This is a genomic window from Methylobacterium sp. WL103, from assembly GCF_008039885.1.
Lineage (GTDB): Bacteria > Pseudomonadota > Alphaproteobacteria > Rhizobiales > Beijerinckiaceae > Methylobacterium > Methylobacterium cerastii.
The window spans coordinates 1-26,867 of record NZ_VRUX01000013.1; the positions used below are offsets into that span (position 1 = coordinate 1).

Sequence of the window (26,867 nt, forward strand, 5' to 3'; positions counted from 1 at the left end):
CGGATAACGGCCCGGAGTTCGTTGCGAAGGCCCTCCAAGCTTGGATCACCGGCGTCGGAGCAAAGACGGCCTACATCACGCCAGGCTCACCGTGGGAGAACGGCTACGTCGAAAGCTTCAACGCACGGCTTCGCGACGAACTCCTGAACGGCGAGATCTTCTACACACTCAGGGAAGCGCAGGTCGTGATCGAAAGCTGGCGACGTCACTACAACGGCGTGCGCCCGCATGCCTCTCTGGGATACCGACCGCCGGCCCCGGAGGTGTTCATGCCAGCCTTCTCCGCTTGGCCGGCTGCGCTCGCCCGACCAGCTCCGCCGGCCAAGCTACCCGTGGCGGAGCGGCCAACCGTGCACTAACTTTACCCTTGGACCACCTCGTGGGGGCCGATCACGGCCGAGACGTTCTTGCAAGTGAGCTCGTGGTAACAGGTTGCGACGCGATGGACGCCTTTCAGGAGAAGAAGGCGGCATCGACGCACCAGTGCGCACGATGAAGGCGCCGCGCATGTTGCCCTTTAGATACCGGGATACCCCTGCGCGATCGACACGGTTAAGGAGACGGCAAGGGTGACATTTACGTCGGCCCATCAGGAAACCGTATGACGTCGCTCTGGAGGTTCTTGTCGCCGCGGAGGTCGGATTTCGGGCCGGTTTCCAGCGCCGCGTCGCGCGATGGGGACATACCGGCCGGTCCCGCTGCGGGTTCACGGAGCCCCCGAGACCCAAAGGAGTTTCGGATCCCGACCGGCCTGCGGGCGACCCCGACCGGCTTGAGGCGGATCCTGGTGATCGGCTCCTGCCTCGTCGAAGATCTGGTCTCTTATTCGAACGACAGCGGGGCGACGCCCGGCGACTTCGTCCTGTTCAACAACATCGGACGACTGCCCGACACCCCGCCGCAGCCGATCGCCGCCTACGACGTGCAGATCGTCCAGATCCCGCTGCGCACCCTGCTGGCCGACGCGCATTTTGCCAAGCTCAAGTATCATCGCACCGAGGATTACCAGCTCGTCTTCGATCAGGCCGTGCAACGCCTGAGCCTCGCCCTCGACGCGGCGATGCGCTGGAACCGCGAGACCGGACTCGCGAGCCTCGTCGTCAACTACTTTCGACCGCAACAGGACGTGCTCGGGCGCCTTTTGCCGCGCAACGACTTGAGGAACTTCAGCTATTTCATCGATCGCCTTAACGAGAGTCTTGCCGATCTCGTCGCTGGCTATGCGAACAGCCACATCCTCGATTTCGACGCCATCTCGGCTACGATCGGACGCATCCACGTTCAGGACGAGCATCTCTGGATGCTGAACCACAATTCGACGTTGAGCGACTTCGATGCCGCCCACGATCGCGCCCGCCTCCACCCTCCGCCGCCGGTCAGCTTGCAGAGCGATCTGCGGATCGACGCGTTCTTCGATGCGGTCCACTCTGAGATCGAGGCGATGGTCCGGACGCTGCGGCAGATCGATGCCGTCAAGCTGGTGATCGTCGACCTCGACGACACGCTCTGGCGCGGCGTGCTCGCCGAGGAGTCGGGCGAGGCAAAGACCAACGAGGGCTGGCCGTTCGGCCTAGTCGAGGCGCTGGACGTCCTTAAGGCGAGGGGGATCGTGCTCGCTATCGCGAGCAAGAACGACGACGCGACGATCCGCGCCGCCTGGGATTCTCAACTCGGCGACCGCCTGGAACTCGCCGATTTTGCGGTAGTGATGATCGGCTGGAATCCGAAGGTCGAGAGCGTCGCCGCGATCCTACAACAGGTCAACGTCCTGCCGTCGAGCACCGTGTTCATCGACGACAACCCGGTCGAGCGGGCCGCCATCGAGGCGGCGTTTCCGGGTATCCGGACGCTCGGGGCCGACCTCTACGGCATCCGCCGGACGCTTTTGTGGTCGGCCGAGACGCAGGTGCCGTTCATCTCGGACGAATCCGGAAGGAGGACCGAGATGATCCGGGCGCAGGTGGTGCGCGAGGAGACCCGCAAGACGGTCTCGCGCACCGAGTTTCTGAACAATCTCGACATCCGGGTCGCGTCGGACGTCATCACGACGATCGGGCATGGCCGCTTTCCCCGCACGCTCGAACTGATCAACAAGACCAATCAGTTCAACACCACCGGCCACCGGTGGACTTCGGAGGCGATGCAGGCGGCCCTTCAGGAGGGTGCGGTGATCCATGCCTTCTCGGTTGCCGACCGCTTCACCAATTACGGCCTCGTCGGCGCCGTCCTCGTGCGTGGCGCCGCGATCGAACAGCTCGTCATGAGTTGCCGCGTCGTCGGGCTCGACATCGAGCGGCGGATGCTGGCGGGCATCATCGACGGGCTGAAGCGGGACGGTTCGACCCGGGTCTCGGCGTGCTTTCTTGCGACAGACAGGAACGCACCCTGTGCCGACGTCTTCGCCGATTCCGGGTTTCGCGCCGAGGGTGAGGGGTGGGTGTTCGATCTCGACTGACCGCGCGCGGCGGCAAACCTTCGTTCGGGCGCATCACCGTCCCCCGAACCAGCCGCCACGCTGTCGGCGCGTGGACGGCGAGAAGCGGGTCCGATCCCGGTGCGCGATGCTCCGGCACGTTGTCTTTGCCACGTCGAGGGCGCTTCCGGATCGGCGACAGAGGGTGGGCGGAACAGGACGTGATGAAATTCTTTCGCAGCAAACGTCGTCCGCGCGTCGATCCGGTGATCACGGATCATACCCGACGCGTTCAGGATTCCGGCCTGTTCGACGCCGAATGGTATCGTGCGACCTATCCCGAACTCGCGGGTTTCGGGCCGGGCCCGCTAGCGCATTTCTGTGAATACGGCCTGCACGAGCATCGCGATCCCGGGCCAAACTTCGACACGCGCCGCTACCTCGACGCCGTCCCCGGGGCCGGTACGGGTCCGCTGCCGCCTTTTCTGCACGCGATCGAGGCAGGTGAGGTCGGGACCGGATGCCCGGTCTGGCTGCGGGACGACGACGCGTCGCTGATCTACCTGATCCGCACCAGTGGGCTGTTCGACGAAGCGTGGTACCGCGACACCTACCCGGACGTCGCCAGGGGCGGATGGGATGCGCTGGCCCACTACCTCGAATACGGCGCAGCCGAACTGCGGGACCCCGGCCCGGCCTTCGACGCCGAGCATTACGCGCTCACGTATCCGCGCGACCGCGAAACCTTCCCGATCCCGCTCGTCCATTACCTTCGGCTGGGTCTCCGCCGCGGCCATCGGCCGACGGGCGTCTCGCGCTACGAGCGCTGGCTCGCCGTACACGACGATCTCGAAGCGGCGGATCTGGAGCGGATCGCCGCCGAACCGGTGCCGGCGACCGTGCATTGCATCGTCGTCGTCGGCCGGGACGGCGCCGGCGCATTCGTGAGCGCCCTCGCAGGTCAGGCCGGTGCCTCTTGGTGCGCCATGCTGCTGCGCGGCGCGGACGTGGACGGGGCCTCCTGGAAGACGATCGTCGCCCAGGTCGCCGCCGAGCCGCGGATCGCCTGCGTCGATACGATCGCCGAGGCGCTGGCAGGGCTGGCGGACGGGGAAATCGTGCTGCTCGCTAGCGGGGGGAGCCGGCTGCGGCCGCACGCTTGTCACGCGTTCGCGGCCGCGCTTGGCCACGGGGCGGCGCTCGGCGCCTACAGCGATCACGACCGGATCGACGGGATCGGGGCGCGGCATGCGCCGGTGTTCACGCCCGCCATGTCGCCCGTGCTCATGCGGCAGGTGCCCTATGCCGGCCCGGTGATCGCCCTGCGCATCGCCCCGCCGACCCGTGAGATGCTCGCGGGTGCATCGGGCCGCCTCGGAGATCCCGACCGGGCCTGGGCGGACCTGCTGCTCGGGCTCGACCCCGCGCGGGTGATCCGCATTCCGTTGATCCTCCACCACCGCGCCGTGGACGAGGCGGTGCCGCCATCGCGCACGAACCAGCCCGTTCCCGATCAGTCGCGGAACGCGGCCGAGGCACCCGATGGCCCGCCGGAGCCGCTGCCCACCGTCCGGATCGTCATCCCGACGCGGGACCGGAGTGCCCTGCTGCGGGCCTGCATCGACAGCGTCCTTACACGCACCGACTACCCGTCCGAACGTTATCGCATCGTCATCGTGGATAACGGTTCGTCGGAGGATGAGACGGCGCGATACTTCGCGGAGGTCGCGTCGGATGCGCGGGTGCGCGTCGTCGCCTCGCCCGGCCCGTTCAACTTCTCTGAGATCTGCAACGCCGGCGCGGCGGGCGCGGACGAAGACATCCTCGTCTTCCTCAACAACGACACCACCGTCCGGCAGCCGGATTGGCTGCGCCGGCTCGCCATCCACGCCGCCCGGCCGGAAGCGGGCGCCGTCGGCGCGCGGTTGCTCTATCCGAGCGAGACGGTGCAGCATGGCGGCGTCGTCCTCGGCATCGCCGGCGTCGGCGCGCATGCCCTCGTCGATCTGCCGGAGGCGACTGCGCGCGCCCTCGATGCGACCCGTGAGATGAGCGCCGTCACCGGGGCCTGCCTCGCGATCCGGCGTTCGGTTTTCGTGGAAATCGGCGGCTTCGACCCGCTGCTGCGGATCGATTACAACGACGTGGACCTCTGCTGCGCCGCGCAGGCTGCGGGATATCGCAACCTCTACGTCGCCGAGCCGCTGCTGCTGCATCACGAATCGCTCTCGCGCGGCGCCTCCACGACCCGGGCGGACCAAGGCCGCAACGTCCGCGAAGCGATCCGCGTGCGGCGGCGGCACGCGGCGGTGATCCGGGACGATCCGTCCTACAATCCGAACCTGTCGCGGGAGAGGATCGGGGGCCTCGCCGTTCCGCCGCGGGTGGTTCCTCCGTGGCGGCGTCCGCCCTCCGGCGTTCGCAGGGTCCTGCTGCTGAGCGCCGGAGACGGCATCGGCCGGTGGGTGGCGGATCAGGCAGCGTTTCTCACCGCGCGGGGCTTCGAGGTCATCCTCGGCGGCCCCGACCGGGAGGACGTGACCGCCGGCCCGGATTACCGTGGGGTCCAGCTCGTCGACCCCACGGAGGCGGCGGTCTTCGCGACGCGCGAAGGCGTCGATGCGGTCGTCGCCCACACCGCGCCGTTCTTTGCGGTGACGCAGCATCTCGGGCGGCGGCCGCTCGTCTACTGCGTCGATCATGGCGACGCGCCGCCGGGATCGGGTCCCGATCGCGACGCGCGTGCGGATGCGATACTCGACAAGCGCTATCACGCTTCGCTTGCGCGCCGCGTCTTCTCGACATCGCATGCGGCACGGGATGCCCTGTTCGGGCAAGAAGCGGTGCTGCTTGCTCACGACCGCCCGTCGGGTGCGGCATGGTCCGACGTCTGGGCAGAGCGACGCCCGGCTCTACGCGACAAATTCGGTTTTACTGGGCGCTTCGTCGTGATTGGTCTCTTTGACACGGAGGCAGGAGACGCGCGGGACAATGGCATCGAGGACTTCGTCGCACTTGCCACTGAATATCCGTTCACCGACCCAGCACTCGAAATCCGACCTCTCTTCGTCGCGGCCGGCCGCAGTCCCGTCGCCTGTCCCGATGAGCCTACCGACCTCGTGACGTTCGTGGCCCTTAGCGACGCCGAACTCTTCGACCTGTTGGCGGCCAGCGACCTCTATCTGACCCCGCAACGCCGGCAGGGCGTCGCGTGCGGCATTGCGCTCGCGCTCGCCATGGGGCTGCCGGTGGTTGCATCAGAGATCGCGGCTCATCGTGCCTATCCCCTCGAGATTGCGGCCGACCTGCCAGGCTTGTACCGGCTGATCGTGCCCCATGCAGAAAGCTGGCACGCAGGCACTGTGCCCCGGACGGCGTTGCTCATGCCCGGCGCGGATCCTCTGGCCGTGCTGGCGGACACGATCGCCCTCGACTTGGACCGCGATTTTGCCGAACACTGGATCTGAGCACCTCACGCGACGCCTCGAATTCGACGCGCTCAGATGCAAGTGCTTCCCCATGGGGCAGACTTCCTGCGGCTGGAGTTTCGCCGCAGGGCCAGGATACTCAAAACACCGCATGACAACGGCCGACGCCTCCCACCGCGCGAACCATGCGGGTTTCACCCTGATCGAGATGACGCTGGTCCTGGCGATCATCAGCCTGATCGCTGCTCTCGCCTTGCCGCGTGTGTCGTTCTCGGGGAGTGCGACGAGCTTGCGGGTCAAGGGGTTCGAGATCGCGGCGATTCTAAGGGCCGACCGCGATGAAGCCGTCCGGAGAGGGCGCCCGGTGACAAGCGTCGTCGATCTCGCGGGCGGCCGCGTGCTGTCCAGCGCCGAGAATGGGGTAGTCGCCATCCCAACCAACCTGTTCCTGCGCATCTCCGGCGCGGGGCTCGACGGCATCCGCTTCCTGCCGGACGGGCGGGCGTCGGGCGGGGAGATTTTCCTGATGCGGGCCGACCGGTCCGGCATCCTGTCGGTCCGGGTCGATCCGCAGACCGCAGCGATCGTGATTGACCGGGGCGCACGTCTTGACGAGTGAGGGGGACGCCCGCGCAACACGCACCGCGCGACGTCTCCGCGTCCCGCCCGCACGGCCGCGTTCGGCTGGCTTCCTCCTTCTGGAGGCGCTGGCGACGATGGCGATCGGTGCGATCATCCTGGTCGCAGTTGGGTCACTGCTCGGGCTGATGTCGCGGCAGGCCGACCGGACGGCGGAGCGCACCGAGCGCTTAGACGTCGCCGGCCACGCGCTGGCCGCGCTCGCCCGCGACATTGGGTCGATTGCGCGCGCGCGCTGGGCCGGGCCGGGCCGGAGGAACTTCGTGTTCGCGGGCCTGCCCGACCGGATGCTGTTCTCCCTCGACCGAACTGACGCGGACCGCACGTCCCAGAGCCTCGCGATCCTGCTGCAGGGGATCGAGACGAAGGACGGCAGCACCGTGCTTCGCGCCGAGGCGCCGCTCTCGCCCATCGATCGCGACGAGGCCGCACTCGATTTCGCGCCCACGCACACGATCTACGCCGGCACGGCTTCGGTCCGCTTCGCCTATGTCATGGCGCCCGGTGCAGGCGGCCCCGAACTTGTGGTTGATGCCTGGCCCGCGGGTGAGACGTTGCCGATCGCCGTGCGCGTCGCCTTCACTGATCCCGCGAGCGGGGAGATCCTGTCGAGCCTTCGCGTCCCGCTCAGGATCGAGGCAGAGCCGGGCTGCGCCGCGCCGCGAAAGGCGTTCTGCAGTCGCATTGATCCGCGCTCGCCCGAGGGTCAGGCCGAGCCCGGCGCGCAGCCGGGCAGCATGGCCGCGACGGGGGGGCGTTGAGATGCGCGGCCGGCAGGACGGCTTCATCCTCGTGGCGGTGCTCGGCATCATGGCCCTGCTCCTGAGCCTTACCGGCGGGACAGCGCTTATGGTGCGCTCGGCGATCAACGGCGTGCGCGGCACCGCTGACGACTTAAGGCTCGAAGCGATGATCCGCTCCGGAATCGATCTCGCAGCCCACGAATTGTTCGCGTTGAAGCTTTCTACGGCGCGGATCCACGACCAGCGGATCGCTCTGGACGGCGGCACCATCACCTTGTCCGCGATCGACCAGTCCGGCCGGATCGACCTGAACTGGTCTGATCCCGTGCTGCTGGCAGGCGCGTATCGCGCCGTTGGGCTAACCGGCCTAAAGCCTGAAGTATTCGCCGCCCGCGTCGTGCAATGGCGCGACCGCTACGAGGACAAGCCGCCGGCGAACGCCGATCCAGCCAAGATCAACCTCGCGGCCAAGCCCGTCGGCCGGGGCAAAGACGGCTTCCGCATCGTGGCGGAACTCCGCTGGTTGGCCGACGTCACGGACGACGATGTGGCCGCCCTCGCGCCCCTGCTCACCGTCGACAACGTTCAGGGCCGGGTGAACGTGCTGGAAGCCTCCGCGACGGTTCTGATGGCGCTGCCCGAGATGAGTCCAAGCGTCGTCGCGCAGGTGATGGCTTTGCGTGCCGCGCCGCGTGCGACGATCGACGATCGACTTAAGCAATTGCTGCCGAAGCAGCAGCCGTTGATCACCACGACACGTGGCACGGCCTTCCGCGTCCGCGTCACGGTCGCCACCGCGGCGGCCGCCAACCGCAGCGTGGACGTGACCCTGGCCCGTGCCCCGGCCCGAGACGCGCCGTACTACGTCACCGCCTGGGAGCGCTGACCGGCTCCGATCCGTCGAGGGTCAGATCCGGTTGGTTGGCTTGACCACGAAGTATAGGTCGTCAGACGCCACGAGCCGGGTCTCGATCGCCAGCCGCTCGATCATCATCATCAGGTCGAGGATCGCTATGTCGCTCTCGTTGCGGAAATTTCCGGCGCGGTCGGCGAGCAGGTTGCGCAGCAGCGTACCCCCCATCGGTAGCACCTCGACCACATCAAAGGCCGCAAACAGCATGGAGCGAAGGTCGGCGCTGCGGGGTGCCTCGCTCGGATCGTAGCTGGCTACTGCCGGGATGGTCGGCAGCGTCAGGCGTGCATCGATCCGGTCCTCCTGCTCCGCTTTCAGGTTCCGCCGCAGGTGCGCGGGCAGGTAGCCGAAGATCTCGTCGGCCAGCCGGCGGGTATCCCGGTCCATCTGAAGGCGCGGCGGCCCGAAATAATCGAGCCCGAGGATCAGCCCGTCCGGCGAGACGATCCGATTGAGGAAGGGCAGAAACCGTTCGAGGTCAGCGCAATGGTGCAGGGAGTGGCAGAAGAACACGACGTCGAAGCTGCGGTCGATCGGAGGCGGATGGTTGAAATCGAAGGCCAGGAACTCGGATTCGAGCTGAAACGGCTCGATCTTGCGCCGGGCGTCCGCGAGCAGGGCCGCGTCGTACTCATAGAGCGTGATCTTTGACAGAGGCCAGTGTCCCTGGCGCAGGATCGCTTCCTCGATCCCGCCCGGACCGCAGCCGAACGAGGCGAGGCTGAGATCGCGGCCCAGCTGCTCGCGCAGCGGTGCAAGGTGGCGGTCGAGGGTCCAGTCGAGCCATAAACCGCGCTCGGCGGTGGAGCGGCCGGTCATCAGGCGGGCTACATAGTCGTGAACCTGCGGCAGGCCCTTCCAATCGAGCACCTGGCGCCGTGCCTCCCAGTCGGGGTCGAGCACCTGCCGCCACGTGGTCTCGCCCGGTGCGACCGGCTCGCCCGAGACCGCTTCGTGCGCGGCCGGCCCCGGTTCCCTCGGGGCCAGCGCAGCCGGGATCGAGGCGGTCTCTGGTTTAAGAGGAATCGGATCCGGGATCGGTCGCGCGGCTTTCGAGAAGCGCTTCAGGAAGGTCTCGAGGCCCATCATACGGATCGCTTTCAGTCTGCCTCGCGTCGCGAGACCGGAGGTTCGGAAACGCGCCGGTTCCGGCCGAATTGCGACGGCCACGGCCCTGTCTTGGGAGCGATTATGCTACCGCCCCCCGCCATCGGCCGATGCCGTCTGTCCGAGGCGGATCGTCTCGAACGTTACGACCGTTCCGCGGCGGGTCAGGACCTCGATGTCCTGGCGCATCGGCGTCCAGCGGAGGGGCGCGGCGGGGTCTGCCGGATCGCAGGAGCCGGCAGATTGCTGGCAGCCGCCTTCCGCATCGCGCTCGGCTTCGGGCAGGTGAAGCTCCAGTGCCGCGAGGCGGATGGTGTAGCGGTAGCCGTCCAGGGTTCCGGTGCGTCCGCCACTGCCGATGTCCGATATGCGCAAAGGTTCGGCGAGGAGCGAGCGGGCGACGCGCTCGGCGGCGAGCCTGTCCTCCACCGCCACGAGCCCGGCGCGCGACTGCACCACGCCCCGCTGCACCACGAGGCTCAAGACAGCTACGATCGCGAAGGCCGCAAGCGCCTCGATTAGCGTAAAGCCCGCCGATGCCCCGCGATCGCGCGTGTCGCTCCGAACCCCGGCCGTCATTCCTTGCCGATCACGCCATTGCCGCCCTTCACGCCGTCGGCGCCGAGCGAGAGGATGGCGTAGGGCGCGGTCTTGCCCGGCGTTCGATACTCGTAGGGATGTCCCCAAGGGTCGGCCGGAACGCTGCCCTGCTTGAGGTAGGGACCACTCCAGTTCTCCGCGGCGGGCGGGCGCTGCACCAATGATTGCAGGCCTTCGCTCGTCGAGGGATAGCGGCCATTATCGAGGTAGAATAGGTCGAGCGCCGAGGCGAAGGACTCGATCTGGAGCTTGGCCGCCTTGTCGCGCGAGCTCGACAAGTAGCCAAGCACACGTGGACCAGCGAGGCCCATGACGAGGCCGAGGATCACCAGCACGACGAGCAACTCAACGAGGGTGAAGCCGCCTTGCGCATCGCGCCGGGGACGCACGGATTGATCGAAGCGAGAACGCACGGAAGCCATCATCGGAACGAAACCTTAGACCAGCAGGTCGTTAATGCTCATTAGCGCGGTCATAACCGAGATGATGAGCCACGCGATCAGAAGACTTACCAGAACCATCACCGCTGGCCCCACCACCGCGATGACGCGACCTAGAGCCGCGTCGAGCTTGGCCTCGTAGAACACTGCGACACGGCTGGCACTGTCGGCGAGATCGCCAGATTCCTCGCCGACGCGCAGCATCTGCACCACATGTCGCGGAAAGAGCTTTCCGCGCGACAGGGTCTCGGAGAGGCGCTGGCCCTGGCGCACGTCTGCGACGACCCGGTCGATCTCGGAGCCAGCACCAGGCAAGCGCACAACGCCACGGATCAGGCGTAGCGCGGTGGAGATATCGACGCGGTTGCGCACTAAGATCGCCAGGGTCCGGCAGAAGGTGACGGTGAGTTCGTTGGCCAGCACTGCCCGGCTGAACGGTAGGCGCGCGAGCAGGGCGAGCCATAGCCCGCGCTCGCTGCCGATCCGGTTGAGCAGGACGGCGCCACCGAGGAGGCCAGCCATCGACAGCACCACGACATCGAGGTTGCGGTTTAGAAAGCCCGACATCTCAAACACCACCAGCGCCGAGGGGTCGATCTTATCGCGGAAGCCCTGCAGCGCGACCTCAAACTTCGGGATCAGGTAGATCAAAATGAAGAACAGCACGCCCACCGCCGCGACCACTAAGAAGCAGGGGTAGGAGATCGCCGAGATGAAGCGCTTTCGGAGGCGCTCGCCGCGTTGACGCTCGGCGGCGAGCCCGCTCAACGCCTCCTCCAGTCGCCCGGAGGTCTCGGCGACCTCAACCATCTTTACGTAGATCGGCGGGAACAGCTTTGGGTGCGCGGAGATCGCCTCCGATAGGCTTTTGCCTTGGCTGAGCGCGTTATGAAGGTCGCGCAGCACACGCACGAGCCAGCTCCGACTCTCCATCTGGGAGAGAATCTGCAGCGCCTCGGTGAGCGCGACGCCACCCTTGAGCAGCATCGCTAGATCCAGCGTCAGGCCGGTGATGTCTTCGGGGCGCGGGTCAGGCGTCAACCAGTCTCGCAGCGAGCGCCTGGCCGGCCGCGCCCCGCGGGCTTCCGCCTTGACCGAGATCGGCGTGCAGCCGATCCGGTCGAGATGGGCGAAGACTTCGCCGCTCGCCTCCGCCTCCATCGTCCCCTTCAGGATCTTGCCCGCGGAATCGAGAGCCATGTAGGCGAAGATCGACATCTTACGGATGCCCCAGCACGCCGGGCAGGATCTGTCCGACGAGCCACGTCGCCCAAAGCGCGGGGGCGAGGACGGCGCCGAAGGCGATCCGGTCGGTCACCGGAAACGCGCGCGCCAGAGCGGGCAGCATCCGACTCGCGCCAACGACTGCGAGGCTGGTCAGGCTCGCCCCGAGGACCGCCCAGGAGAGTCCGACGGTTCCGAGAAGGACGCCGCCCGCAGCTGCGAGCTTCACGTCGCCAAGACCGATGCCGTCATGGCCGCGGAGACGGTAATAGCCCTCGCGCAACCCGAGCAGGACGCCCCCGCAGATCGCGGCGTCGAGAGCCGCCAAGCCGATGGTCACAACCGGAGTATCGCCCAGATAGGCGCCGTCGCCGATCCGTGCCGTAAGGCCGATCAGTCCGAAAGCTAGGGTCGCGGCGTCAGGAATCGTGAAATCCGCCAGATCCTGCCAGACGATCCGCATGCCGATTACGGCCAGAGCGAGCGCAACGATTCCCGTCGCGGCAAGGCCCGGACCGACCCAGGTCGCGAATGCTGCGCCAGCGACGGCAACACCGATCACGAGCCCGGCGAAATCTGTCGTCTCGACGCGTCTGACGAACATGCGCTGTCGGTTAGGGCTTGTAGACCGGGCGGCGGGCAGGCAGCGCAGCACCGCGTCGAGCGCCTGCATCGAGCAGCTTGCCGCGGTAATCCTCCGCGACACGCTGCGCATCGCGGCCCGATCGCACCACCACGGGTCGGATGAACACCACGAGTTCGGTGCGCTGGGCGCCGTTGTCCACCGAGCTGAACAGGTCACCGACGTTCGGGATTCGATCGATGAACGGGATACCGTCGCGGGAGGTCTGACGCTTTTCGCTGATCAGGCCGGCAAGCAGTACGGTCTGTCCGTTGGCCACCGAGATCGTGCTCGCGACGCGGCGCTTCGAGATCGTCGGCGTCAGGGTATTTGAAGCGCCGACCACCGCCGAGATCTCCTGCTCGATCTGCATGGTCACGGCATCGTTCTGGCCGATGCGCGGGACCACATTGAGGATGATGCCGGTGTCGCGGAACTCGACCTGACTGACGAGCGGAGCGCCAGGCACGGTGATCCCTTGTGCTTGCGTCGTGGTGATCGGCACGGAATCGCCAACCTGGAGCGAGGCAGGCTGGTTCTCAATGACCACGAGGGAGGGCGAGGACAGGATCTTGACGTCGGTGAAGCCGTCGAGCGCCGAGAGCACGACGTCGGGGCCGGAATAACCGCCGACGAGGAAATTGAATCCGCCGCCGGCCCCCGCCGTCAACGCGTTGGTGGCGCCGCCGGCCGTCGCCGCGGCCGCGCTCAGCAGGCCGATCGATCCCTTGCCCTTGCCCAACCCGATGTTCTTAGAGTCGAGAAAGTACTGCACGCCGTACTTGAGCTGGTCGGTGAGCGTTACCTCGGCGATGGTCACGTTGACAGCCACCTGCGCCGGGGTCGCGTCGAGTTGACGAAGCGCCGCGTTGATCTTCCGGTAGGTCTCGCCGTCGGCATAGGTGATGACCGAATTGTTCGACGGGTCCGCGCTGATCGAGACGCGCCGCGCCCCGTTACCGCGCCGGGTCAGGTCGAGGCTGTCGCTGCCGCCTCCGAGCGCCGTGGGGCCACCATCGGCCATGCTGTTGCTCGACATAGAGTCGCCGTACGCCGAGGCGAACCGCGCCCGGAGGAGGTCGGCGCCGGTGTTCTGCTGGGCGCCGCCCTGGTTGCCGGAATTGCCCTGGCCGAGACTGCCATAACCGGAGCCGGAATTTACGCCGTTCAGGCCACCGCCTTGATTGCCACCGGCAAAATTCCGGCCCTGACCCTGTCCGCCCCCGTTGAGGCCGCCGAGCCCAGCGCCCTGCGTCGGGCTGTTGGTGTTCATGTTAGAGTTGCCGGTCCCGAACAGGCCGTTGATGACGCGCGCCAGTTCCTTCGCGTCGCGGTAACGTGCCTTGTAGATGAACACCGTTTCCTCGGCGGCCTCGACCGTACCGTCGAGTTTGCGCACGAAGGTCTCGGCTCGGCGGATCAGGGACGGGTTCTTCGACATCGCCATCACGGCGCGCAGGCGCGTGATGGGCTTGAACTGGATCAGGCCCGAGCTCGCCCCGTTCTCGCCGGTGTCGAACAGCTGCGTTAGGTCGGCGACGACTGCCTCCGGCCGGGCACGGCGCAGCTCGAACAAGCTGACCGACTGCCCGCGCATCCAGTCCGCGTCAAAGGCTAGGATCGCACTCACCGCTTCTTGGCGACGCGGGCCGGGACCCTTCACGATGATGGTGTTACGCCCAGTATCGAAGCGCAGGCCGTCTGCCTCGGTGACGAAACCTGAGACGAGCTTCGACATCACCGCGGCCGAGACATAGCGCAGCGGAACCACCGAGACGCCGTAGCCCGGCACCTGCGCGTTGCCGAAGCTGACGTTTCCGATGCTGGTGGCGGCTGAGGTGATGCGGTAGCCAGCCGCGTTGCGGGTCATGGTGTAACCCTGGCCCGACAGCACGGTCTCCAGCGCCGAGAGCAGCTCGACCCGAGTCATTGGTCGAGGCGATGAAATCGTGATCTGGCCCGCAACGTCGGAAGCCATCGTGTAGTTGAGGCCGAGCGTATCGTTCAGGATTGCGTGGACCACATCCTTCACTTCGGCCCGCTCGAAGTTGAGACGGTAGCTACCGGCTTCGCCGGACTGAGTTCCGATCTCCACCGCTTCGGAGCCAAGCCCCGCCGTCGCCTCGACGTCCTCGGGGCTGAAATTGTAGGTCCGCCCCTCGCCACGATCAGGCGCGACGACCGCATCTCGCGACGGCTTGCCTGCGACGGTCCGGCGCAGCGGACGCGCCGTCAGATCCATCTCCGTTTCTGGGCCAGTCAAGCTGGCACGCGGGGGGGCAGTGTCACGGGCGAGGGCGACGGAGCCGAGGAGTCCCGCGCAACAAACCAGAGCAAAGGATAGCCGCGTCAAAGACATGGGAGATTTTTCCGATCCCGGCGTTTCGTTAACGTACCCTTCATTTCTGTCCGTGCCCACCGGGACGAGCGCCCTACAACAGCATTCTTACTATTGCGTGCCTGATTAGACACAGTCAAAGAAAATGCTACACAGTTAAGCCACTTTTAGTAAACCCGTCATTGTGACGAATCGCGTTACCACTAACTTCGCCATCGACGCCGCGATTTCAGGCGTGCGACACATTGGGAGAAAACGGACCATGATCGACAAGCAGAACACCGCAGAGAGCGAGCTTGCGGGCTTCGAGCCCGGCACTCGCGTCGTCAACCTCGAAAAGGGCCGTCGCGCCTTCCTCCAGACGCTCGGCCTCGGCATTGCCGGCGCTGCCATCCTCGGCAACGCCACGACCCAGTCCCAGGCGCAGGCTCTCCCGTCGAGTGTTACCGATGCAGACATTCTGAACTTCGCGCTCAACCTTGAGTATCTTGAGGCGGAATTTTACCTGAACGCCGTAAATGGTACCGGTCTGAAGGCTGCGGACCTTCAAGGCGTCGGCGCCATCGGTGCTGTCAACGGCGGCGGCAGAGCAGTGCCGTTCACCGATCCGAATGTCCGCAAGTACGCTTTCGAGATTGCCGCCGACGAGGAGGCTCATGTTCGTTTCCTGCGCGCGGCGCTGGGCAGCGCAGCCGTCAGCCGTCCTCGCCTCGACATCGACTTCGCCTTCACCGCCGCCGCCCGTGCGGCTGGCCTGATCGGTGCGAACGACCGGTTCGACGCTTACGCCAATGACACGAACTTCCTGCTCGCCTCGTTCATCTTCGAGGATGTCGGAGTCACCGCTTATAATGGAGCTGCCGGCGCGATCCAGAACAAGACCTATCTAAGCGCTGCTGCTAGCATCCTCGCGGTCGAGGCCTATCACGCTGGCATTATCCGCACTACGCTTTACGCTAAGGGCCTGATCAATCAGGCGGACGCGATCTCAAATGCTCGCGACTCGCTCGACGGTAACACCGATCTCGACCAGGGCATTAGCGGAACCCAGTCTGCGACCCCAGGCTTCCAGTTCTCTGATGCCAACCTCGTTCCAACTAACGCCCAGGGCCTTGTGTTCGCCCGCACCCCCGGCCAGGTGCTGAACATCGTCTACCTCAACACCACCCAGAGCCCGGGCGGCTTCTTCCCCGGCGGCCTCAACGGAACCCTGCGCTAGTCGACGCACAGGTATCGTCGTCGGAGGGCAAGGCATTGCTCTCCGACGGGGTGAAACGTGGGTCGCCGGATGCGGTCTCTAAAGAGGCTGACCATTCGGCGATCGGCGCGGGCCTATCTTCATCGCTCTCGCGGTCGGCTCGGTGCGGCTTCTGCCGAGCGCCGATCTCGATCTTCGGCATACGCAACCGACCCCTCGGATCGTCGGCCCGAATCGAGACGCTTCCTCGAAACTTGAGCACACCTCACACCGTAGGCACCTTCAGAAACATTTTGCCGGAGGCGGGCGATGTCGAAGGTCCACTACGTCGTGCGGCGCAGCCGCATGGGCAGGTTCAACTTCACGCTCATAAGCGAGGCGGGCCGGATCACGGGTTCGGTTGTCGTATCGACCGCAGGTAGAACCCGCGCCGACATCGAGAGCGACGTCCGCGATCGAATACGCCACCTCGCCGAAACGTTCGCGGGGATCGCAGGCCCGATCATGCCCGGCGTGGACGATACAAAATTGAGGAAGTGTGGGCAGGCCATCTGCAATCCCCTCAGCGCGATCATATCGTGAGATTGCCGCGTGGATTGAAGGTGTGGCGATGCTCTCAGATGCCAATCACGGTTGAGTTCTAAGCAGTCAGGCGGGCCTCACGCCCGCCATCAGTGAAAATCGCGGGGCAATCCTTCGCCGATAGGAGCCAGCGGTACCCCATTTGGCGCCGCCGAGCACCAAGTTGGGTCATCGCCCTGGCTGAATGCCGATCGGCGGAGGACCGCCTGGACGCACACCCGGAGGGCTTGATGCGCCCACGCTAAAGAGCCGGTACGTGGTCTCGCGCGTCCCGTCACGAAGCGTGACGCGATCGGGGCCGATAGCCTGGACACGCCATGTTTCGACCGAGTCCCCGAGTTTGAGGCTGAGCGAGGAACCGCCCGTTGGACGGCGCAGGATCGCGACGGCTTTGTCCACACCGGCGACGACGCCGACGAGGCGCAGATCCGGCGGCGGAGCTTCGACCGCCACTGGCGCCGGTGGAGCGGTAAAAACCTGTCGCGGTGGCGGTGGGCGGCGCGACGGCGCGAAGAGCGGCCGTCCCTTGAAGGCATCGAGCGTCCCGGGATCGAGCGTGCTCAGCGGGTTTAGGTTCTGAGCTGGGCTTGGTGGCGGGCGGTCGTTCGCAACTTGAGCCGACGTCGGCACGATCGCCAATTCGAGAAGAACGAGAACTAGAACGACGCCGGCGGCGCTGCCGCAGCGTCGGACATGACAATACGGGCGGATCATTGCGTGCTCTCGCGGCGGTAGCCGCGGATCGCGAGTGCGACGCGTAGGGCCGGATTGGCTTCCTCGCTCCCCGTGCTACGCCCCGACATCGGGCGGATGTTCACGGCCTCGACCGTCAGCAGCGGCAGGCCGGTCTCGACCGCCTTGAGCAGATCGAACAGCCCTTCGTTGCCGATGTCGAGGCTGAGGCGAAGCTGGATGCTGCGTTGAGGCGCGGTGTCGGGTGCTTCGTCGCCGCGAACCTCAATCAGCCGGCCACCAGCGCGTTCGACCAGGCCGGCGAGACGCTGCTGCAGTTCGGCGCGGGCGAGGCTCCCCGTCTCAGCCGTCAAATAAAGGGCCGAGAGGTCACCGCGCGTCGGCGCTGGACGACCGGCCTCTGCCCGGATCCTCGACTCGACCTGAGCGAGATGGCCGGCTGCATTATTTACCTCTACATTGGCCGCCGACCAGCGCGCGAGGTTGGTGATCGTGATTGCGAGCAACAGTAGCGGTATGCCAACGCACAGCGCGACGGCAAGCGGCCCGAACCAGCGGGCGTCACGGGCTTCCGCGAGCGTCATCGCGCCGCGTCCGGCGCGTCGCCGCGTATCGCTACCAGATCGAAGGCGTCCCGCTTGTCGGCATCGCGGGTCACCGGCGCGGCGAAACGCGGGTTCTTTAAGCCTGCATCCACTTCGAGGCGTGCGATCAGCGCCGGCGCATCGACAGAGCGGCCCACGAGGCGAATCCGGGTCGGATCGATGTCGAGTTCGCGCAGTACCGTGTTGTCGGGCAAGGCGTGGCTCAGCTTATCAATGAGCACGATCGTCGCGGTGTCGGCGCGCTTGCCCTCTATCAGGGCCCGTTCGCGTGATGTGCCAGGCCCGCCGCGCAGCGCGAGCTTCGTGCGTAGCGCAGTCAGCCGCTGCTGGACATCCTCTGCTTCCGACGTGGCCGAAGCCGCCACGATCGCCGAGAACAGGCAGGCGGTCGCGAGGCCGCCTAGCAGGATCACGAAGCCGCGGCCGATACGCGCCCGAAGGCGGCCGTCGGCAGCCTGCGTACGCCCCTTGTAGAGGTCGAAGCGTAGCGGCGCGTCGAGCGGTTCCGCGGCACTGCCCAGCGCAGTCGCCGTGAGTCCCGCACCCGCGAGGCGCGCCAGGAACGGCGCCACGAGATCGACGGAGGTCGCGAGCAGATCGACACCGATCGTGCCGTCATCGGAGACGCCGGCGACGACGCTGTAGGCATAGAGAACGTGGTCTGCCCGCCATGGCGTCAGGCGCTCCAAGCGGTGCGCGATGATCGGCTGGAGATAACTTCGCCCAGCATCGGGAAGACGCAGCGAGCGCGTCAGGAACAACTCCGGCGGAAGTCGCAACTGCACCCCGCCCGAATGGAACGCCTCCGGCGCGCGCGCATCGTCAGCCAGATGCAGCGGCGGGCCAAGACGTTCTTTCCGCAGGCTGTAGAGCATGAGTCCATCGGGTGCGATCACAACGACGTGGCTCACGCCCGTCGAGAAGATAGCAACGAGTGGCCGGAGGGTCGCAACAAAGGAGTCGAGCAGCGCTGCGCCGATCGTCTGCACCGCGGTCGCTGCGGGCCGGATCGTGGCCGGCATCAATCCGGTTGAAAGCGTCATCCCGAAATCCGCATAACCTCGTCGAGGGAGGTAAGCCCGTGGCTCGCCTTCTCGATCCCGTCGTCGAGCATTGTGGTCATGCCGACTGCGCGCGCCGCCTGGAGCAGCATACGGGGATCGGGCTGGCCGCGGATGAGGTCACGCAAGTCGTCGCTGACAGCGAGTACCTCGAACACCCCGATGCGTCCGCGATAGCCGCTCTCGTTGCAATGAGCACAGCCGGTCGCTGCGTAAAATTTATGGCCCGTCGCCTCAGGGCCACCGCGGCGGGCGCGGAGGTCGCGAGCGACCGTAAGGCCTTTTGGATCTGGAACCCGGCAGCGCTCGCACAAGCGACGAACCAGCCGCTGGCCTATCACCCCGCGCAGGCTCGACGCGATGAGATACGGCTCGACGCCCATATCAACAAGGCGCACCACCGCGTCGACCGCGCTGTTGGTGTGCAGTGTCGTCAGCACGAGGTGGCCGGTAAGAGCGGCCTGGATGCCGATCGCCGCGGTCTCGCGGTCCCGCATCTCGCCGACCATGATCACATCTGGGTCGTGGCGCAGGAACGATCGCAGAGCAGTGGCGAAGGTGAGGCCGATTGCCGGCTTGATCTGGGTCTGATGAATTCCGGGGAGCTGGTACTCCACCGGGTCCTCGACGGTGACGATCTTGCGCGCTGGATCGTTCAGCAGAGAGATCGCGGTCGCGAGCGTCGTAGTCTTGCCGCTGCCGGTGGGGCCGGTGACAATGATGATGCCGTGTGGCTCAGCGAGCAGCCTGACCACCGCGTCGCGGTCGCGGTCTGACAGGCCAACGCGCTTGAAGTCGAGTAGCCGCGTGTCCTTCAGCAGAATGCGGAGCACTGCCGTCTCGCCGTAGAGCGTCGGCATTATCGCGACGCGCAGATCCGCCTCGGTATTGCCGACCTTGACGTTGGTGCGCCCGTCCTGTGGCAGGCGGCGTTCGGCGATGTCGAGGCCAGCGAGAATCTTCACCCGGGAGATCACCGCGGCTGCCATGTGACGCGGCATTGTCTGCTGCGCCCGCAAGTGACCGTCTACGCGAAACCGGACCTTCAATTCCTCGCGTCCGGTCTCGATGTGAATGTCGGTGGCGCCCGCCTGGATCGCACGCTCTAGCATCCCGTCGATGACGCGCACGATCGGGGCGCCGCGGGCGAGATCCTGCAGTGTCTCGATGTCATCTGAAAGGGCGTAGTCGGTCCCAGTCTCGCTCTCGACCTCGTCGCGTGGCGTGTCGGCGGGGCGACTGCGCTCAAACAGCTCCTCGATTTCTTCGAACGAAAGCACTGCCAGCGGCACCACCCGGCCAAGCGCGAGGGCGACCGCGCGGATCGGTTCGAGATGGCCGGGGTCCGCGGTCACCAGCAGCGGGTGCCCGTCGCGCATAACCGGATACAGGTAGGCCTCGCGCAGGAAGTCGCGGGACAGGGAGTCGAGGGCATGGGGAAGTCCGGCGATCGCGTGGTGGTCGGCCCGCGGGACCCCGTGAAAGACCGCGACCGCATCCGCGAGGTCGACCGCCGAGACCGTCCCGCCCCGCCAGATTGCTTCCGCCGCGCCGCCGTTGGCGCGCAGCTGTGCCGGTACCGTCGCGACCCCGCGCCGACGGCGAAGGAACTCTGCCAGGGTTTCGCCCTGGATGGCAACGGCGGGAGCGTCGATCTGCATACGTCCTCTTCCGATCCAGCCGGTCGCCCGTGCGCCGGGCGCCTCAATCAGTCGGAGCCTACACGGATTGTCCGTCTCACGACCAGATCAAGGTTAGAAATCGCTCCAAAACCATTGGCTGTGTCAGCTTAGCGACATCGATGATACAATCTCGTGACCAAGCTCTTCGGAAAGCGACATCTTCACTGCAGGCTGTGGCTTCACCCGGGTTGCGCACGCACTGGCGCTCCCGTACCACGCTCACCCTCCCCGGGGGCGGATCCGGCGCCGCGGGCGTCATGCGTTCGAAACGTGAATTCCAGCGATGCGATCGTTTGATGAGGACAACGGATGACCGCGTCGTTCGACCTTAAAGGCCCGTCCACCCGGTACAACGCCCGCATCTTCCGCCTTGGAGCCGATTGGGTGCTCTGCAGCTTTCGCCTGCCGACCTCAATGCCGATTCCGCTCGAGGTCGTCGCGCCCGGCGACGTCACGCTCGAGACCTGGGCGTTCGCCGGCATGACCGCGCGGGAGAGGCGGCCGACCGGCTTACTGCTGCTGCGCACGCGAGGCGACGCTGCTGAGACGGTGCTTGCACGCGGGACACGTCTCGTCGTCGCCACCCACTTCCATTCCATCACCCTTGCGACCGATCCGGCCGAACCGGCGGGGACGCTGTCACCCGGCGACGCCGCCGTGATGGCCAGAGCCGTGCTCTCGTCGATGACGCCTCGGAATGCCGCGGCCCTGGCCGACCCGATTACCCTGTTGGCGCCGGCTATTCGCGACCTTCCGGTGTCGAAGGACGGGCCTGTGGTTACGCTCGTTGACGATCCGCGGGCCTGCAGCATCTCGGGCACGGAGGTACCGAACTACGTCTTGTTCGATTCCGGGCCCGGACTTCGTTGCGCACGCGTAGCGACGGCGCGCATGACGTTCTCGCCGGCGTCGCGGATGGATCTCGAACTTGATCCTCTCTGGGGACCGGCGGTTGGGCAACCCGAGCGTGCCTTCTTGATAGCAAATGGCGGCTTCGCCGCAGCGCGACTGAGCGCGGCTGCCAGATGAGGGCTGAGACCCCGTCGTCCACTCTGGCGCCGATCGCCACGGTCCTCGTGGTCGCGCCGATGCCGGCCGCGCCAGCCAGCGCCGGCAACCGCAAACGGCTGGCGCTCACCTGCTCAACGCTTCAACGCGCGGGCTTTGCCGTCGACTTCGCCTACTTCGCTCACGAGGATCAGGTCTACCGCCGCTTCGGCCAGCACCCGCCAACCGATCTCGCGGCGATGCAGGCGGACTTCCAGCGCACGTTCCTGATCGAAGCGAACGAGACGATCCCGCTGAAGACGCGCTCCCTAACTTTTGGGATCGACGAATGGGGCTCGGCAGCGCTCGACCGGTTCGTGGCGTGGTATGCCGCGGAACACCCCGACACTGTGGCGATCCTCGTTAACTACGTGTTCCTGTCGCGCTGCCTCGATTACGCGCAGGACATGCTCAAGCTCATCGACACGCATGACCGCTTCGCCGACCGGCAGCTGCAGTACCGTCCGTTTCGAGCTGAGCCAAACTTCTACTACACCGACCGCGAGAGCGAGGCGGCTGCGCTCGACCGCGCCGACGTGGTGCTGGCGATCCAATCAGAGGAGGCGGCTTACTTCTCAGGGTTGACCGATCGGCGGGTGCTGCTGCTGCCGCCGGTATTTCCGGTCCGCGCACCGTTCTCGGCGCCGCGCGCGATCGCACGGCTCGGCTTCGTTGGGCACGGCAACGATCCCAACCTGTTCTCAATCAGCAAGTTCGCTCACGCATGGGCCGCGGGCTGGACGCCGGACAAGCCGGAATTGCGGATCGCCGGCGAGATCTGCCACGCGCTCGGCGGCCTCGACCTGCCAGGAGTGATGCTGCTCGGCTACGTCGACGATCTCGCAACGTTCTACGCGGAGACCGACGTGATCGTGGCGCCGATGCTGATGGGCAGCGGCCTCAAGATGAAGGTCGCCGAGGCCTTGTCCTACGGCGTGCCCGTTGTCGGCACCGCGATCGGCTTCGAGGGGTTCGGTGCCGAGGCGTCGGCCCATCGTTGCGCAGACGTCGCCGCAGTTAAGGCGGCGATCCTGGCGCTGCGATCGGATCCCGCCGCGCTCGCAGCGTTGACAGAGGCTTGCGCCACACTGTTTGCGCGCTTCAACACGATCTCGCAGCAGGCCGAGGCCGAACTCGCCGACGTAATCCACGCTGCGAGCCGCAAGCAACCCGTTGCCGTCGCGGCGACCGCCGCATTCGTTGAGCCGATGGCGCAGTCCTGGCCGATCGGTGTCCGCTCGGCAAACTCCGCGCTTCGGGACGATCCGGCCCACGGACAGCTGCTGGCGACCGAGCGCTTAGGCGAGGAGGCGGCACGCGCGATTAGGTACGCGCCCGAGCGCCGCCGCTGGTTTGCCGGATCCACGCCGGCACCGGAAATGACGCCATCGCTCGGTCCCGTCGCCGTGGCGTTGTCGCCGGAATGGGTCCGCGGGAAACGCCTGCCGCGTGTGATCCGCGAAGCCGCCGCCTGTGCGTTCCGCGACGCCCGGCCCGATTGGGCGACCACGGCACGGTGCGTCGGCGCTAGCGCGAACGGGTTTGCCCTAGCGCTTGTCCTGCCGAGCCACCTGCTCACCGGTGTTCGTGCGGTTGTCGCTTTCTTGGTCGAGCCCAATGGGGGCCGCGCGCACGAGCTTACGCTCGACGGGATCGCACCGCTTGGCTTGCCGCCCGGTTTCGCCTTCGAGACGCAGCGCCCAGAACTGACACCGGTGCCTGCGGTGGTCAGCGTGTCGGGCATCGGACTGGCTCCAATCGCCCCGAACGGGACGGTGCTGTTCCTAACAGACGACCTGATCGGCCGGATCGCAATCGCACCCGCCCGCGGGAGTATCCAGCCATGAGCGACATGCCCGAGACCGATTTGCTCGATAGCCCCGCCGGCAAGGATGGTGTCGTCGAGGAAGGCAGCGCTGAAAGCGACGTGTCCAAGGGTGACGCAGCCAAGAGCGAAACCATCGTGGCCGAGTCCTTCGATGCCGTCGATGCCGACGTCGGGCGCCGGGTGGTAATCGCCGAAGCGCGCCTGGTCTGGGACGCCCTTTTTCTCAACGACGTGCGGATCACCTTTCGGCAGGAAGTGGCACCGCTCGTTTCGATCGTCATTGTTTCGTTGAATGCCCGGCATATCCTCGCGCTCACCCTGTGGCGCCTCGCGGCGCAGCAGGGGCTTGCGGGCGTGCCGTTCGAGGTGATCGTCGTCGACAACGCATCGATGCCCGAGACCGGTGCCCTGTTCGACCGGATCGATGGTGCGACGCTCATCCGAAACGCGGCGAATGCCGGGTTCGGGCCGGCTTGCAACGACGGCGCGGCACGCGCGCGCGGCCGTTTTATCCTGTTCCTCAACCCCGACGTCGACCTGATGCCGGGCGCAGTGCGGGCTATGGCGCAGACCTTCACTGATCTCGACCATATCGGGATTGTCGGGGCGCGCCTCGTGTTCCCCGGCGGCATCCTGCAGGAGGCGGGCGCCAACTTCCAAGAGGATGCGCAGATCACGTACCCCTATCTTCGTGGGATACCCGACCCGTTCGCACCGGAAGCCGGCTTCACCCGCGATGTCGGATATGTCTCCGGCGCCGTGCTAATGATCGAGCAGGCGCTGTTCCAGACGCTCGGCGGCTTCGACGATGCATACGCGCCGGCTTATTTCGAAGATACCGACCTCTGCGTTCGCTGCCATCAGGCCGGGCGGCGCGTGATCTACCAAGCGCGTGCTAGCGCGGTGCATTTCGAAAACGCTACCAGCGCCAAGCGCGCCGACGTGGAGGTGCTGCTCGACCGTAACCGGGCGCTATTTCTGGAGCGGCATCGCAACTGGCTATTCCGCCAGGGGCCGCAGCACACGGGTATTGCCGTCCGCGACCATGACCCATGGGCGTTGCGTGTTCTGTTCATTGACGACACCGTTCCGCATCTCGACATGGGCGCCGGCTATCCGCGCGCCAATCACATCGTGAATACGATGGCCGAACTCGGCTACGGCGTGACGCTCTATCCGATTTACCGGGCGGATGCGGAGCAGGCCCAGCGCTGCCGTGACATCGACCAGCGGGTCGAAATCCTTGCCTCCGAGGGACCCGAGGGCCTCGCCCGGCTAATCGGCGAGCGCCCGGGCTATTTCGACGTCCTCTGGGTCAGCCGGCCGCACAACATCGCCCTTGTGATGCAGCTTCTGCTCGATGTCGGATTGAGCCCGCGCGCGTTCGTCAAATCCCGCGTCGTGTTCGATTCTGAAGCCCTTTTCGCCTCTCGCGCTTTCGTCGGCGCCGTGATGGAGCAGGGCTGCGGCACCGCGGCCGATCTTGCGAGAGATGCAATTTCCGAAACGCGATATTATGCGATTGCCGATAAGGTAGTTTGCGTCTCAGAGGCCGAGGCGCGGCTGCTCGCGAACTACGCTCGCGTCAACACGACGGTCCTCGGTCATGCCATGGCGCTGCCAGAGGCCTCGAGCCCACGATTTGCCGATCGCGCTGGTTTTCTGTTCATCGGCGCATTGGGGCAGGACGGGCAGCCGAACGTCGATTCGCTAGATTGGTTTTTCGACGCGGTTTGGCCTCGCCTGCGGGCGCGAATGCCCGACACGACGCTGCGGATCGTCGGCACCATCGCGCCCGCGATCCGCGCCCGCTACATGAGGCCCGGCGTCATGGTGATGGGCCGGGTGCCCGAGGCGGGACCGTTCTTCGATGCAGCCCGCGTCTGCCTCGCTCCGACACGCTTCGCCGCCGGTATCCCGCACAAGGTGCACGAAGCGGTGCGGCACGGACTTCCCTGCTTCGTCACGCCGATCCTGGCCGCGCAGATCGGCTGGGAGGAAGGCGTCGGCTTCGAGAGCTGCGACTGGCTAGATCCGGAGGCCTTCGCCGAGGGGCTTGTGCGCCTCCACGAGACCGCCGACCTCTGGCGACGCGTACAGTCCTCGGGACTGGCACGCATCCGCTCGGAATGCGCGCCGGAGACCTACCGCGAACATCTGCGCCGGATCTGCGAGGCCTCGACTTTCGCATGACCGACCCGCGCACGACCGATTCCCTCATGATTGACACTGCCGCACCCCGCTTCGGCCGCAGGCTCACCGGCATCCTGCGCCGCTTCGTTTTTGGCCGGGTGCCGAAGTTGTTCGACAGTGCCTACTACTTGCGCAGCTATCCTGATGCGGCAGCCTCCGCCCTCGATCCCTACCTGCATTACAGCCTGATTGGTGGGCGCCGGGGTTACGACCCGAACGCCGACTTCGACACTGCATTCTATCGGCTTCAGACGAGGGCCCGGCAAAATCCCTTGCGGCACTACCTCAAGGTCGGTGCTGCGAAAGGTCTCGATCCGCATCCGCATTTTAGCACGTACAGCTATATTGGACGCTATCCGGACGTGATGGCCAGCAAGGTCAACCCGCTACTACACTATCGCGAAAACGGCCGGCCCGAACTCCGCATCGCCGATCATTCGAAGCGCTTGCCACGGACGATCCCCCCGCTGTTCGGAATTCCGACAGCCCATCAATGGGAGATGCCGAAAAGCGGGCAAGCGCACTTCAAGCTGACGCTGCTACGAACGGCGTCCGATCATCCAGCAGCAGAGCCGATTAAGCGGCTGAGACTGTCCCTCGGCCTGGATTTCGAAACGGTCGACCAATTTATCGCCGTGCTGGCACGGGTCCCGACTGGCTTACAGGATGTCGTGCAGTTCACTTTGAATGCTGATCCTTCGCGTGGCGCCAGCGTGCCGAGCTTGGTTTTGGCGCTCAATCATTGCTACCTTCATCCCATTGCAAGCGACGGGACGCGGATCATTCGCTACGGGGAAGCTATTCTTTGGGACATCCGACCGATTAAGCCGCTTGTCGTGGTGACACTTCCAGACGGCACGATCCAGCTTTGAGTCAGCGAAGGCTTCATATGTCCGAGAACGCTTTACGATGTGCGTAAGTGCGGTCCGGGTAGTACTTGCAATATGACATTCGCAGCTCGCCTACGCAGCATACTTCCGCGATATTATGTAGGCTTATGAAGCAAATGCGCTGAGGCGGGGGGCAGCGGCTCGTCCGCCTCCGTCTCACTCATCTGCCCATCCTCCGCCATCAATGTGACGCTGGTAGCCTCAGCGAAGCTCTTAGCGAGGGCACGAATTTTATCAATAGCCTGCCGCTTGATCTCAGCGCTGGATTGACCTTCGCTTCGGATAGAGACGAACCCCGTGAAGCGGCCGGCTTCGGTGATCAGAACGAAGTTGAACCGGCCGGACCGACTACGTCGGACGATGTAATGTGGCTTAGTCAAAGATCCGTTCTCCGCAGCTGCCATTTCTGGTCCTTACGAAGAGAGCGTCGCTCAAGTTTCTTTTTAGCGATAAAGGTGCGCTGGGTGAGGGGCGCGTCTAGGTACGCCAAGCTCGTAAGCGCTCGGTGACGGCTGCCTTGTGCGGATAGGGTCTGGGTCTGGATACAGGGGATGGCGCGGGATGGCGCTGTATCGGCCCTGTGTCTGGACCTATGACGAACACGGCTCACATCGTCGTCGC

At 65.9% G+C, this 26,867-nt stretch carries 22 protein-coding genes; 12 read left to right on the plus strand and 10 right to left on the minus strand.

The annotated features are described in order from the left end of the window. From FV222_RS01985 to FV222_RS02005, 6 genes are all read left to right on the plus strand, one after another. Nucleotides 1-359 (plus strand): integrase core domain-containing protein (locus tag FV222_RS01985; protein WP_147812824.1); only part of this gene is annotated, 359 nt, incomplete at its 5' end. 413 nt (nucleotides 360-772) lie between these two features. Beyond that, the gene (locus tag FV222_RS01990; RefSeq protein WP_210248432.1) at nucleotides 773-2,455 is read left to right on the plus strand and encodes an HAD-IIIC family phosphatase; all 1,683 of its coding nucleotides are present in this window, start codon (nucleotides 773-775) and stop codon (nucleotides 2,453-2,455) included. Nucleotides 2,456-2,637: 182 nt separating this feature from the next. Then, nucleotides 2,638-5,880: a glycosyltransferase gene (locus tag FV222_RS01995; protein WP_147812826.1), complete on the plus strand. Its 3,243-nt coding sequence runs from the start codon at nucleotides 2,638-2,640 to the stop codon at nucleotides 5,878-5,880. A gap of 112 nt (nucleotides 5,881-5,992) precedes the next feature. Next, nucleotides 5,993-6,460: a GspH/FimT family pseudopilin gene (locus FV222_RS02000; RefSeq protein ID WP_281406861.1), complete on the plus strand. Its 468-nt coding sequence runs from the start codon at nucleotides 5,993-5,995 to the stop codon at nucleotides 6,458-6,460. 97 nt (nucleotides 6,461-6,557) lie between these two features. Further along, nucleotides 6,558-7,241 carry a prepilin-type cleavage/methylation domain-containing protein gene (locus tag FV222_RS29280; protein ID WP_187277176.1) on the plus strand — a complete coding sequence of 228 codons (684 nt, stop codon included), beginning with the start codon at nucleotides 6,558-6,560 and terminating at the stop codon, nucleotides 7,239-7,241. Between the two features lies 1 nt (nucleotide 7,242). Continuing rightward, entirely contained in the window at nucleotides 7,243-8,109 is an 867-nt protein-coding gene (locus FV222_RS02005) for a type II secretion system protein GspK (protein WP_187277177.1), read from the plus strand. Nucleotides 8,110-8,130: 21 nt separating this feature from the next. Here FV222_RS02005 and FV222_RS02010 read toward each other — a convergent pair whose 3' ends face one another. The 6 genes from FV222_RS02010 to gspD all read right to left on the minus strand — a co-directional run bounded on the left by FV222_RS02010 (nucleotide 8,131) and on the right by gspD (nucleotide 14,488). Continuing rightward, the gene (locus tag FV222_RS02010) at nucleotides 8,131-9,222 is read right to left on the minus strand and encodes a class I SAM-dependent methyltransferase (RefSeq protein WP_187277178.1); all 1,092 of its coding nucleotides are present in this window, start codon (nucleotides 9,220-9,222) and stop codon (nucleotides 8,131-8,133) included. A 108-nt stretch (nucleotides 9,223-9,330) separates the two neighbouring features. Next, a complete protein-coding gene (locus FV222_RS02015; protein ID WP_147812830.1) occupies nucleotides 9,331-9,822 on the minus strand; it encodes a prepilin-type N-terminal cleavage/methylation domain-containing protein in 492 nt (163 codons plus the stop codon). After that, nucleotides 9,819-10,268 carry a type II secretion system major pseudopilin GspG gene (gene gspG, locus FV222_RS02020; protein WP_147752017.1) on the minus strand — a complete coding sequence of 150 codons (450 nt, stop codon included), beginning with the start codon at nucleotides 10,266-10,268 and terminating at the stop codon, nucleotides 9,819-9,821. The genes FV222_RS02015 and gspG overlap by 4 nt, the downstream gene beginning before the upstream one ends. Before the next feature lie 12 nt (nucleotides 10,269-10,280). After that, entirely contained in the window at nucleotides 10,281-11,501 is a 1,221-nt protein-coding gene (locus FV222_RS02025; protein WP_147812831.1) for a type II secretion system F family protein, read from the minus strand. A 1-nt stretch (nucleotide 11,502) separates the two neighbouring features. Beyond that, a complete protein-coding gene (locus FV222_RS02030) occupies nucleotides 11,503-12,180 on the minus strand; it encodes an A24 family peptidase (RefSeq protein WP_246685283.1) in 678 nt (225 codons plus the stop codon). After that, nucleotides 12,122-14,488: a type II secretion system secretin GspD gene (gene gspD / locus FV222_RS02035; RefSeq protein ID WP_147812832.1), complete on the minus strand. Its 2,367-nt coding sequence runs from the start codon at nucleotides 14,486-14,488 to the stop codon at nucleotides 12,122-12,124. Before gspD ends, FV222_RS02030 begins: the two co-directional genes overlap by 59 nt. 241 nt (nucleotides 14,489-14,729) lie before the next feature. Between gspD and FV222_RS02040 the strand changes: the two genes are divergently transcribed. Both FV222_RS02040 and FV222_RS02045 read left to right on the plus strand, forming a co-directional pair. Next, nucleotides 14,730-15,686: a ferritin-like domain-containing protein gene (locus FV222_RS02040; RefSeq protein WP_147812833.1), complete on the plus strand. Its 957-nt coding sequence runs from the start codon at nucleotides 14,730-14,732 to the stop codon at nucleotides 15,684-15,686. A 288-nt stretch (nucleotides 15,687-15,974) separates the two neighbouring features. Then, complete coding sequence (locus FV222_RS02045) at nucleotides 15,975-16,247, plus strand: hypothetical protein (RefSeq protein WP_147812834.1); 273 nt, start codon at nucleotides 15,975-15,977, stop codon at nucleotides 16,245-16,247. Nucleotides 16,248-16,415: 168 nt separating this feature from the next. On the opposite strand, the gene FV222_RS29285 is transcribed toward FV222_RS02045, so the two are convergent. Genes FV222_RS29285 through FV222_RS02060 form a run of 4 tightly spaced genes read right to left on the minus strand, consistent with a single transcriptional unit; the run spans nucleotide 16,416 to nucleotide 20,267 of the window. After that, nucleotides 16,416-16,961, minus strand: a complete 546-nt coding sequence (locus FV222_RS29285) for a hypothetical protein (RefSeq protein ID WP_187277179.1) — start codon at nucleotides 16,959-16,961, stop codon at nucleotides 16,416-16,418. Next, nucleotides 16,958-17,524 carry a type II secretion system protein GspM gene (gspM, locus tag FV222_RS02050; RefSeq protein WP_147812835.1) on the minus strand — a complete coding sequence of 189 codons (567 nt, stop codon included), beginning with the start codon at nucleotides 17,522-17,524 and terminating at the stop codon, nucleotides 16,958-16,960. Before gspM ends, FV222_RS29285 begins: the two co-directional genes overlap by 4 nt. Then, entirely contained in the window at nucleotides 17,521-18,588 is a 1,068-nt protein-coding gene (locus FV222_RS02055) for a PilN domain-containing protein (protein WP_246685284.1), read from the minus strand. Before FV222_RS02055 ends, gspM begins: the two co-directional genes overlap by 4 nt. After that, nucleotides 18,585-20,267 carry a GspE/PulE family protein gene (locus FV222_RS02060; RefSeq protein WP_147812836.1) on the minus strand — a complete coding sequence of 561 codons (1,683 nt, stop codon included), beginning with the start codon at nucleotides 20,265-20,267 and terminating at the stop codon, nucleotides 18,585-18,587. Before FV222_RS02060 ends, FV222_RS02055 begins: the two co-directional genes overlap by 4 nt. A 330-nt stretch (nucleotides 20,268-20,597) precedes the next feature. Here FV222_RS02060 and FV222_RS02065 point away from each other — a divergent pair, with 330 nt between their 5' ends. Genes FV222_RS02065 through FV222_RS02080 form a run of 4 tightly spaced genes read left to right on the plus strand, consistent with a single transcriptional unit; the run spans nucleotide 20,598 to nucleotide 26,228 of the window. Continuing rightward, entirely contained in the window at nucleotides 20,598-21,317 is a 720-nt protein-coding gene (locus FV222_RS02065; RefSeq protein ID WP_147812837.1) for a hypothetical protein, read from the plus strand. After that, complete coding sequence (locus tag FV222_RS02070; protein WP_147812838.1) at nucleotides 21,314-23,182, plus strand: glycosyltransferase; 1,869 nt, start codon at nucleotides 21,314-21,316, stop codon at nucleotides 23,180-23,182. The genes FV222_RS02065 and FV222_RS02070 overlap by 4 nt, the downstream gene beginning before the upstream one ends. Next, a complete protein-coding gene (locus FV222_RS02075) occupies nucleotides 23,179-25,356 on the plus strand; it encodes a glycosyltransferase (protein ID WP_246685285.1) in 2,178 nt (725 codons plus the stop codon). The genes FV222_RS02070 and FV222_RS02075 overlap by 4 nt, the downstream gene beginning before the upstream one ends. Further along, nucleotides 25,353-26,228, plus strand: coding sequence for a hypothetical protein (locus FV222_RS02080; RefSeq protein ID WP_147812839.1), 876 nt, complete (start codon nucleotides 25,353-25,355; stop codon nucleotides 26,226-26,228). Before FV222_RS02075 ends, FV222_RS02080 begins: the two co-directional genes overlap by 4 nt. The last annotated feature ends 639 nt before the right edge of the window (nucleotides 26,229-26,867 follow it).

Coding starts and splice junctions, on each gene's coding strand:
- FV222_RS01995 (WP_147812826.1), top strand. CDS start 2,638: ATGAAATTCTTTCGCAGCAAACGTCGTCCGCGCGTCGATCCGGTGATC.
- FV222_RS02000 (WP_281406861.1), top strand. CDS start 5,993: ATGACAACGGCCGACGCCTCCCACCGCGCGAACCATGCGGGTTTCACC.
- FV222_RS29280 (WP_187277176.1), top strand. CDS start 6,558: ATGGCGATCGGTGCGATCATCCTGGTCGCAGTTGGGTCACTGCTCGGG.
- FV222_RS02005 (WP_187277177.1), top strand. CDS start 7,243: ATGCGCGGCCGGCAGGACGGCTTCATCCTCGTGGCGGTGCTCGGCATC.
- FV222_RS02010 (WP_187277178.1), bottom strand. CDS start 9,222: ATGGGCCTCGAGACCTTCCTGAAGCGCTTCTCGAAAGCCGCGCGACCG.
- FV222_RS02015 (WP_147812830.1), bottom strand. CDS start 9,822: ATGACGGCCGGGGTTCGGAGCGACACGCGCGATCGCGGGGCATCGGCG.
- gspG (WP_147752017.1), bottom strand. CDS start 10,268: ATGATGGCTTCCGTGCGTTCTCGCTTCGATCAATCCGTGCGTCCCCGG.
- FV222_RS02025 (WP_147812831.1), bottom strand. CDS start 11,501: ATGTCGATCTTCGCCTACATGGCTCTCGATTCCGCGGGCAAGATCCTG.
- FV222_RS02030 (WP_246685283.1), bottom strand. CDS start 12,180: ATGCAGGCGCTCGACGCGGTGCTGCGCTGCCTGCCCGCCGCCCGGTCT.
- gspD (WP_147812832.1), bottom strand. CDS start 14,488: ATGTCTTTGACGCGGCTATCCTTTGCTCTGGTTTGTTGCGCGGGACTC.
- FV222_RS02040 (WP_147812833.1), top strand. CDS start 14,730: ATGATCGACAAGCAGAACACCGCAGAGAGCGAGCTTGCGGGCTTCGAG.
- FV222_RS02045 (WP_147812834.1), top strand. CDS start 15,975: ATGTCGAAGGTCCACTACGTCGTGCGGCGCAGCCGCATGGGCAGGTTC.
- FV222_RS29285 (WP_187277179.1), bottom strand. CDS start 16,961: ATGATCCGCCCGTATTGTCATGTCCGACGCTGCGGCAGCGCCGCCGGC.
- gspM (WP_147812835.1), bottom strand. CDS start 17,524: ATGACGCTCGCGGAAGCCCGTGACGCCCGCTGGTTCGGGCCGCTTGCC.
- FV222_RS02055 (WP_246685284.1), bottom strand. CDS start 18,588: ATGACGCTTTCAACCGGATTGATGCCGGCCACGATCCGGCCCGCAGCG.
- FV222_RS02060 (WP_147812836.1), bottom strand. CDS start 20,267: ATGCAGATCGACGCTCCCGCCGTTGCCATCCAGGGCGAAACCCTGGCA.
- FV222_RS02065 (WP_147812837.1), top strand. CDS start 20,598: ATGACCGCGTCGTTCGACCTTAAAGGCCCGTCCACCCGGTACAACGCC.
- FV222_RS02070 (WP_147812838.1), top strand. CDS start 21,314: ATGAGGGCTGAGACCCCGTCGTCCACTCTGGCGCCGATCGCCACGGTC.
- FV222_RS02075 (WP_246685285.1), top strand. CDS start 23,179: ATGAGCGACATGCCCGAGACCGATTTGCTCGATAGCCCCGCCGGCAAG.
- FV222_RS02080 (WP_147812839.1), top strand. CDS start 25,353: ATGACCGACCCGCGCACGACCGATTCCCTCATGATTGACACTGCCGCA.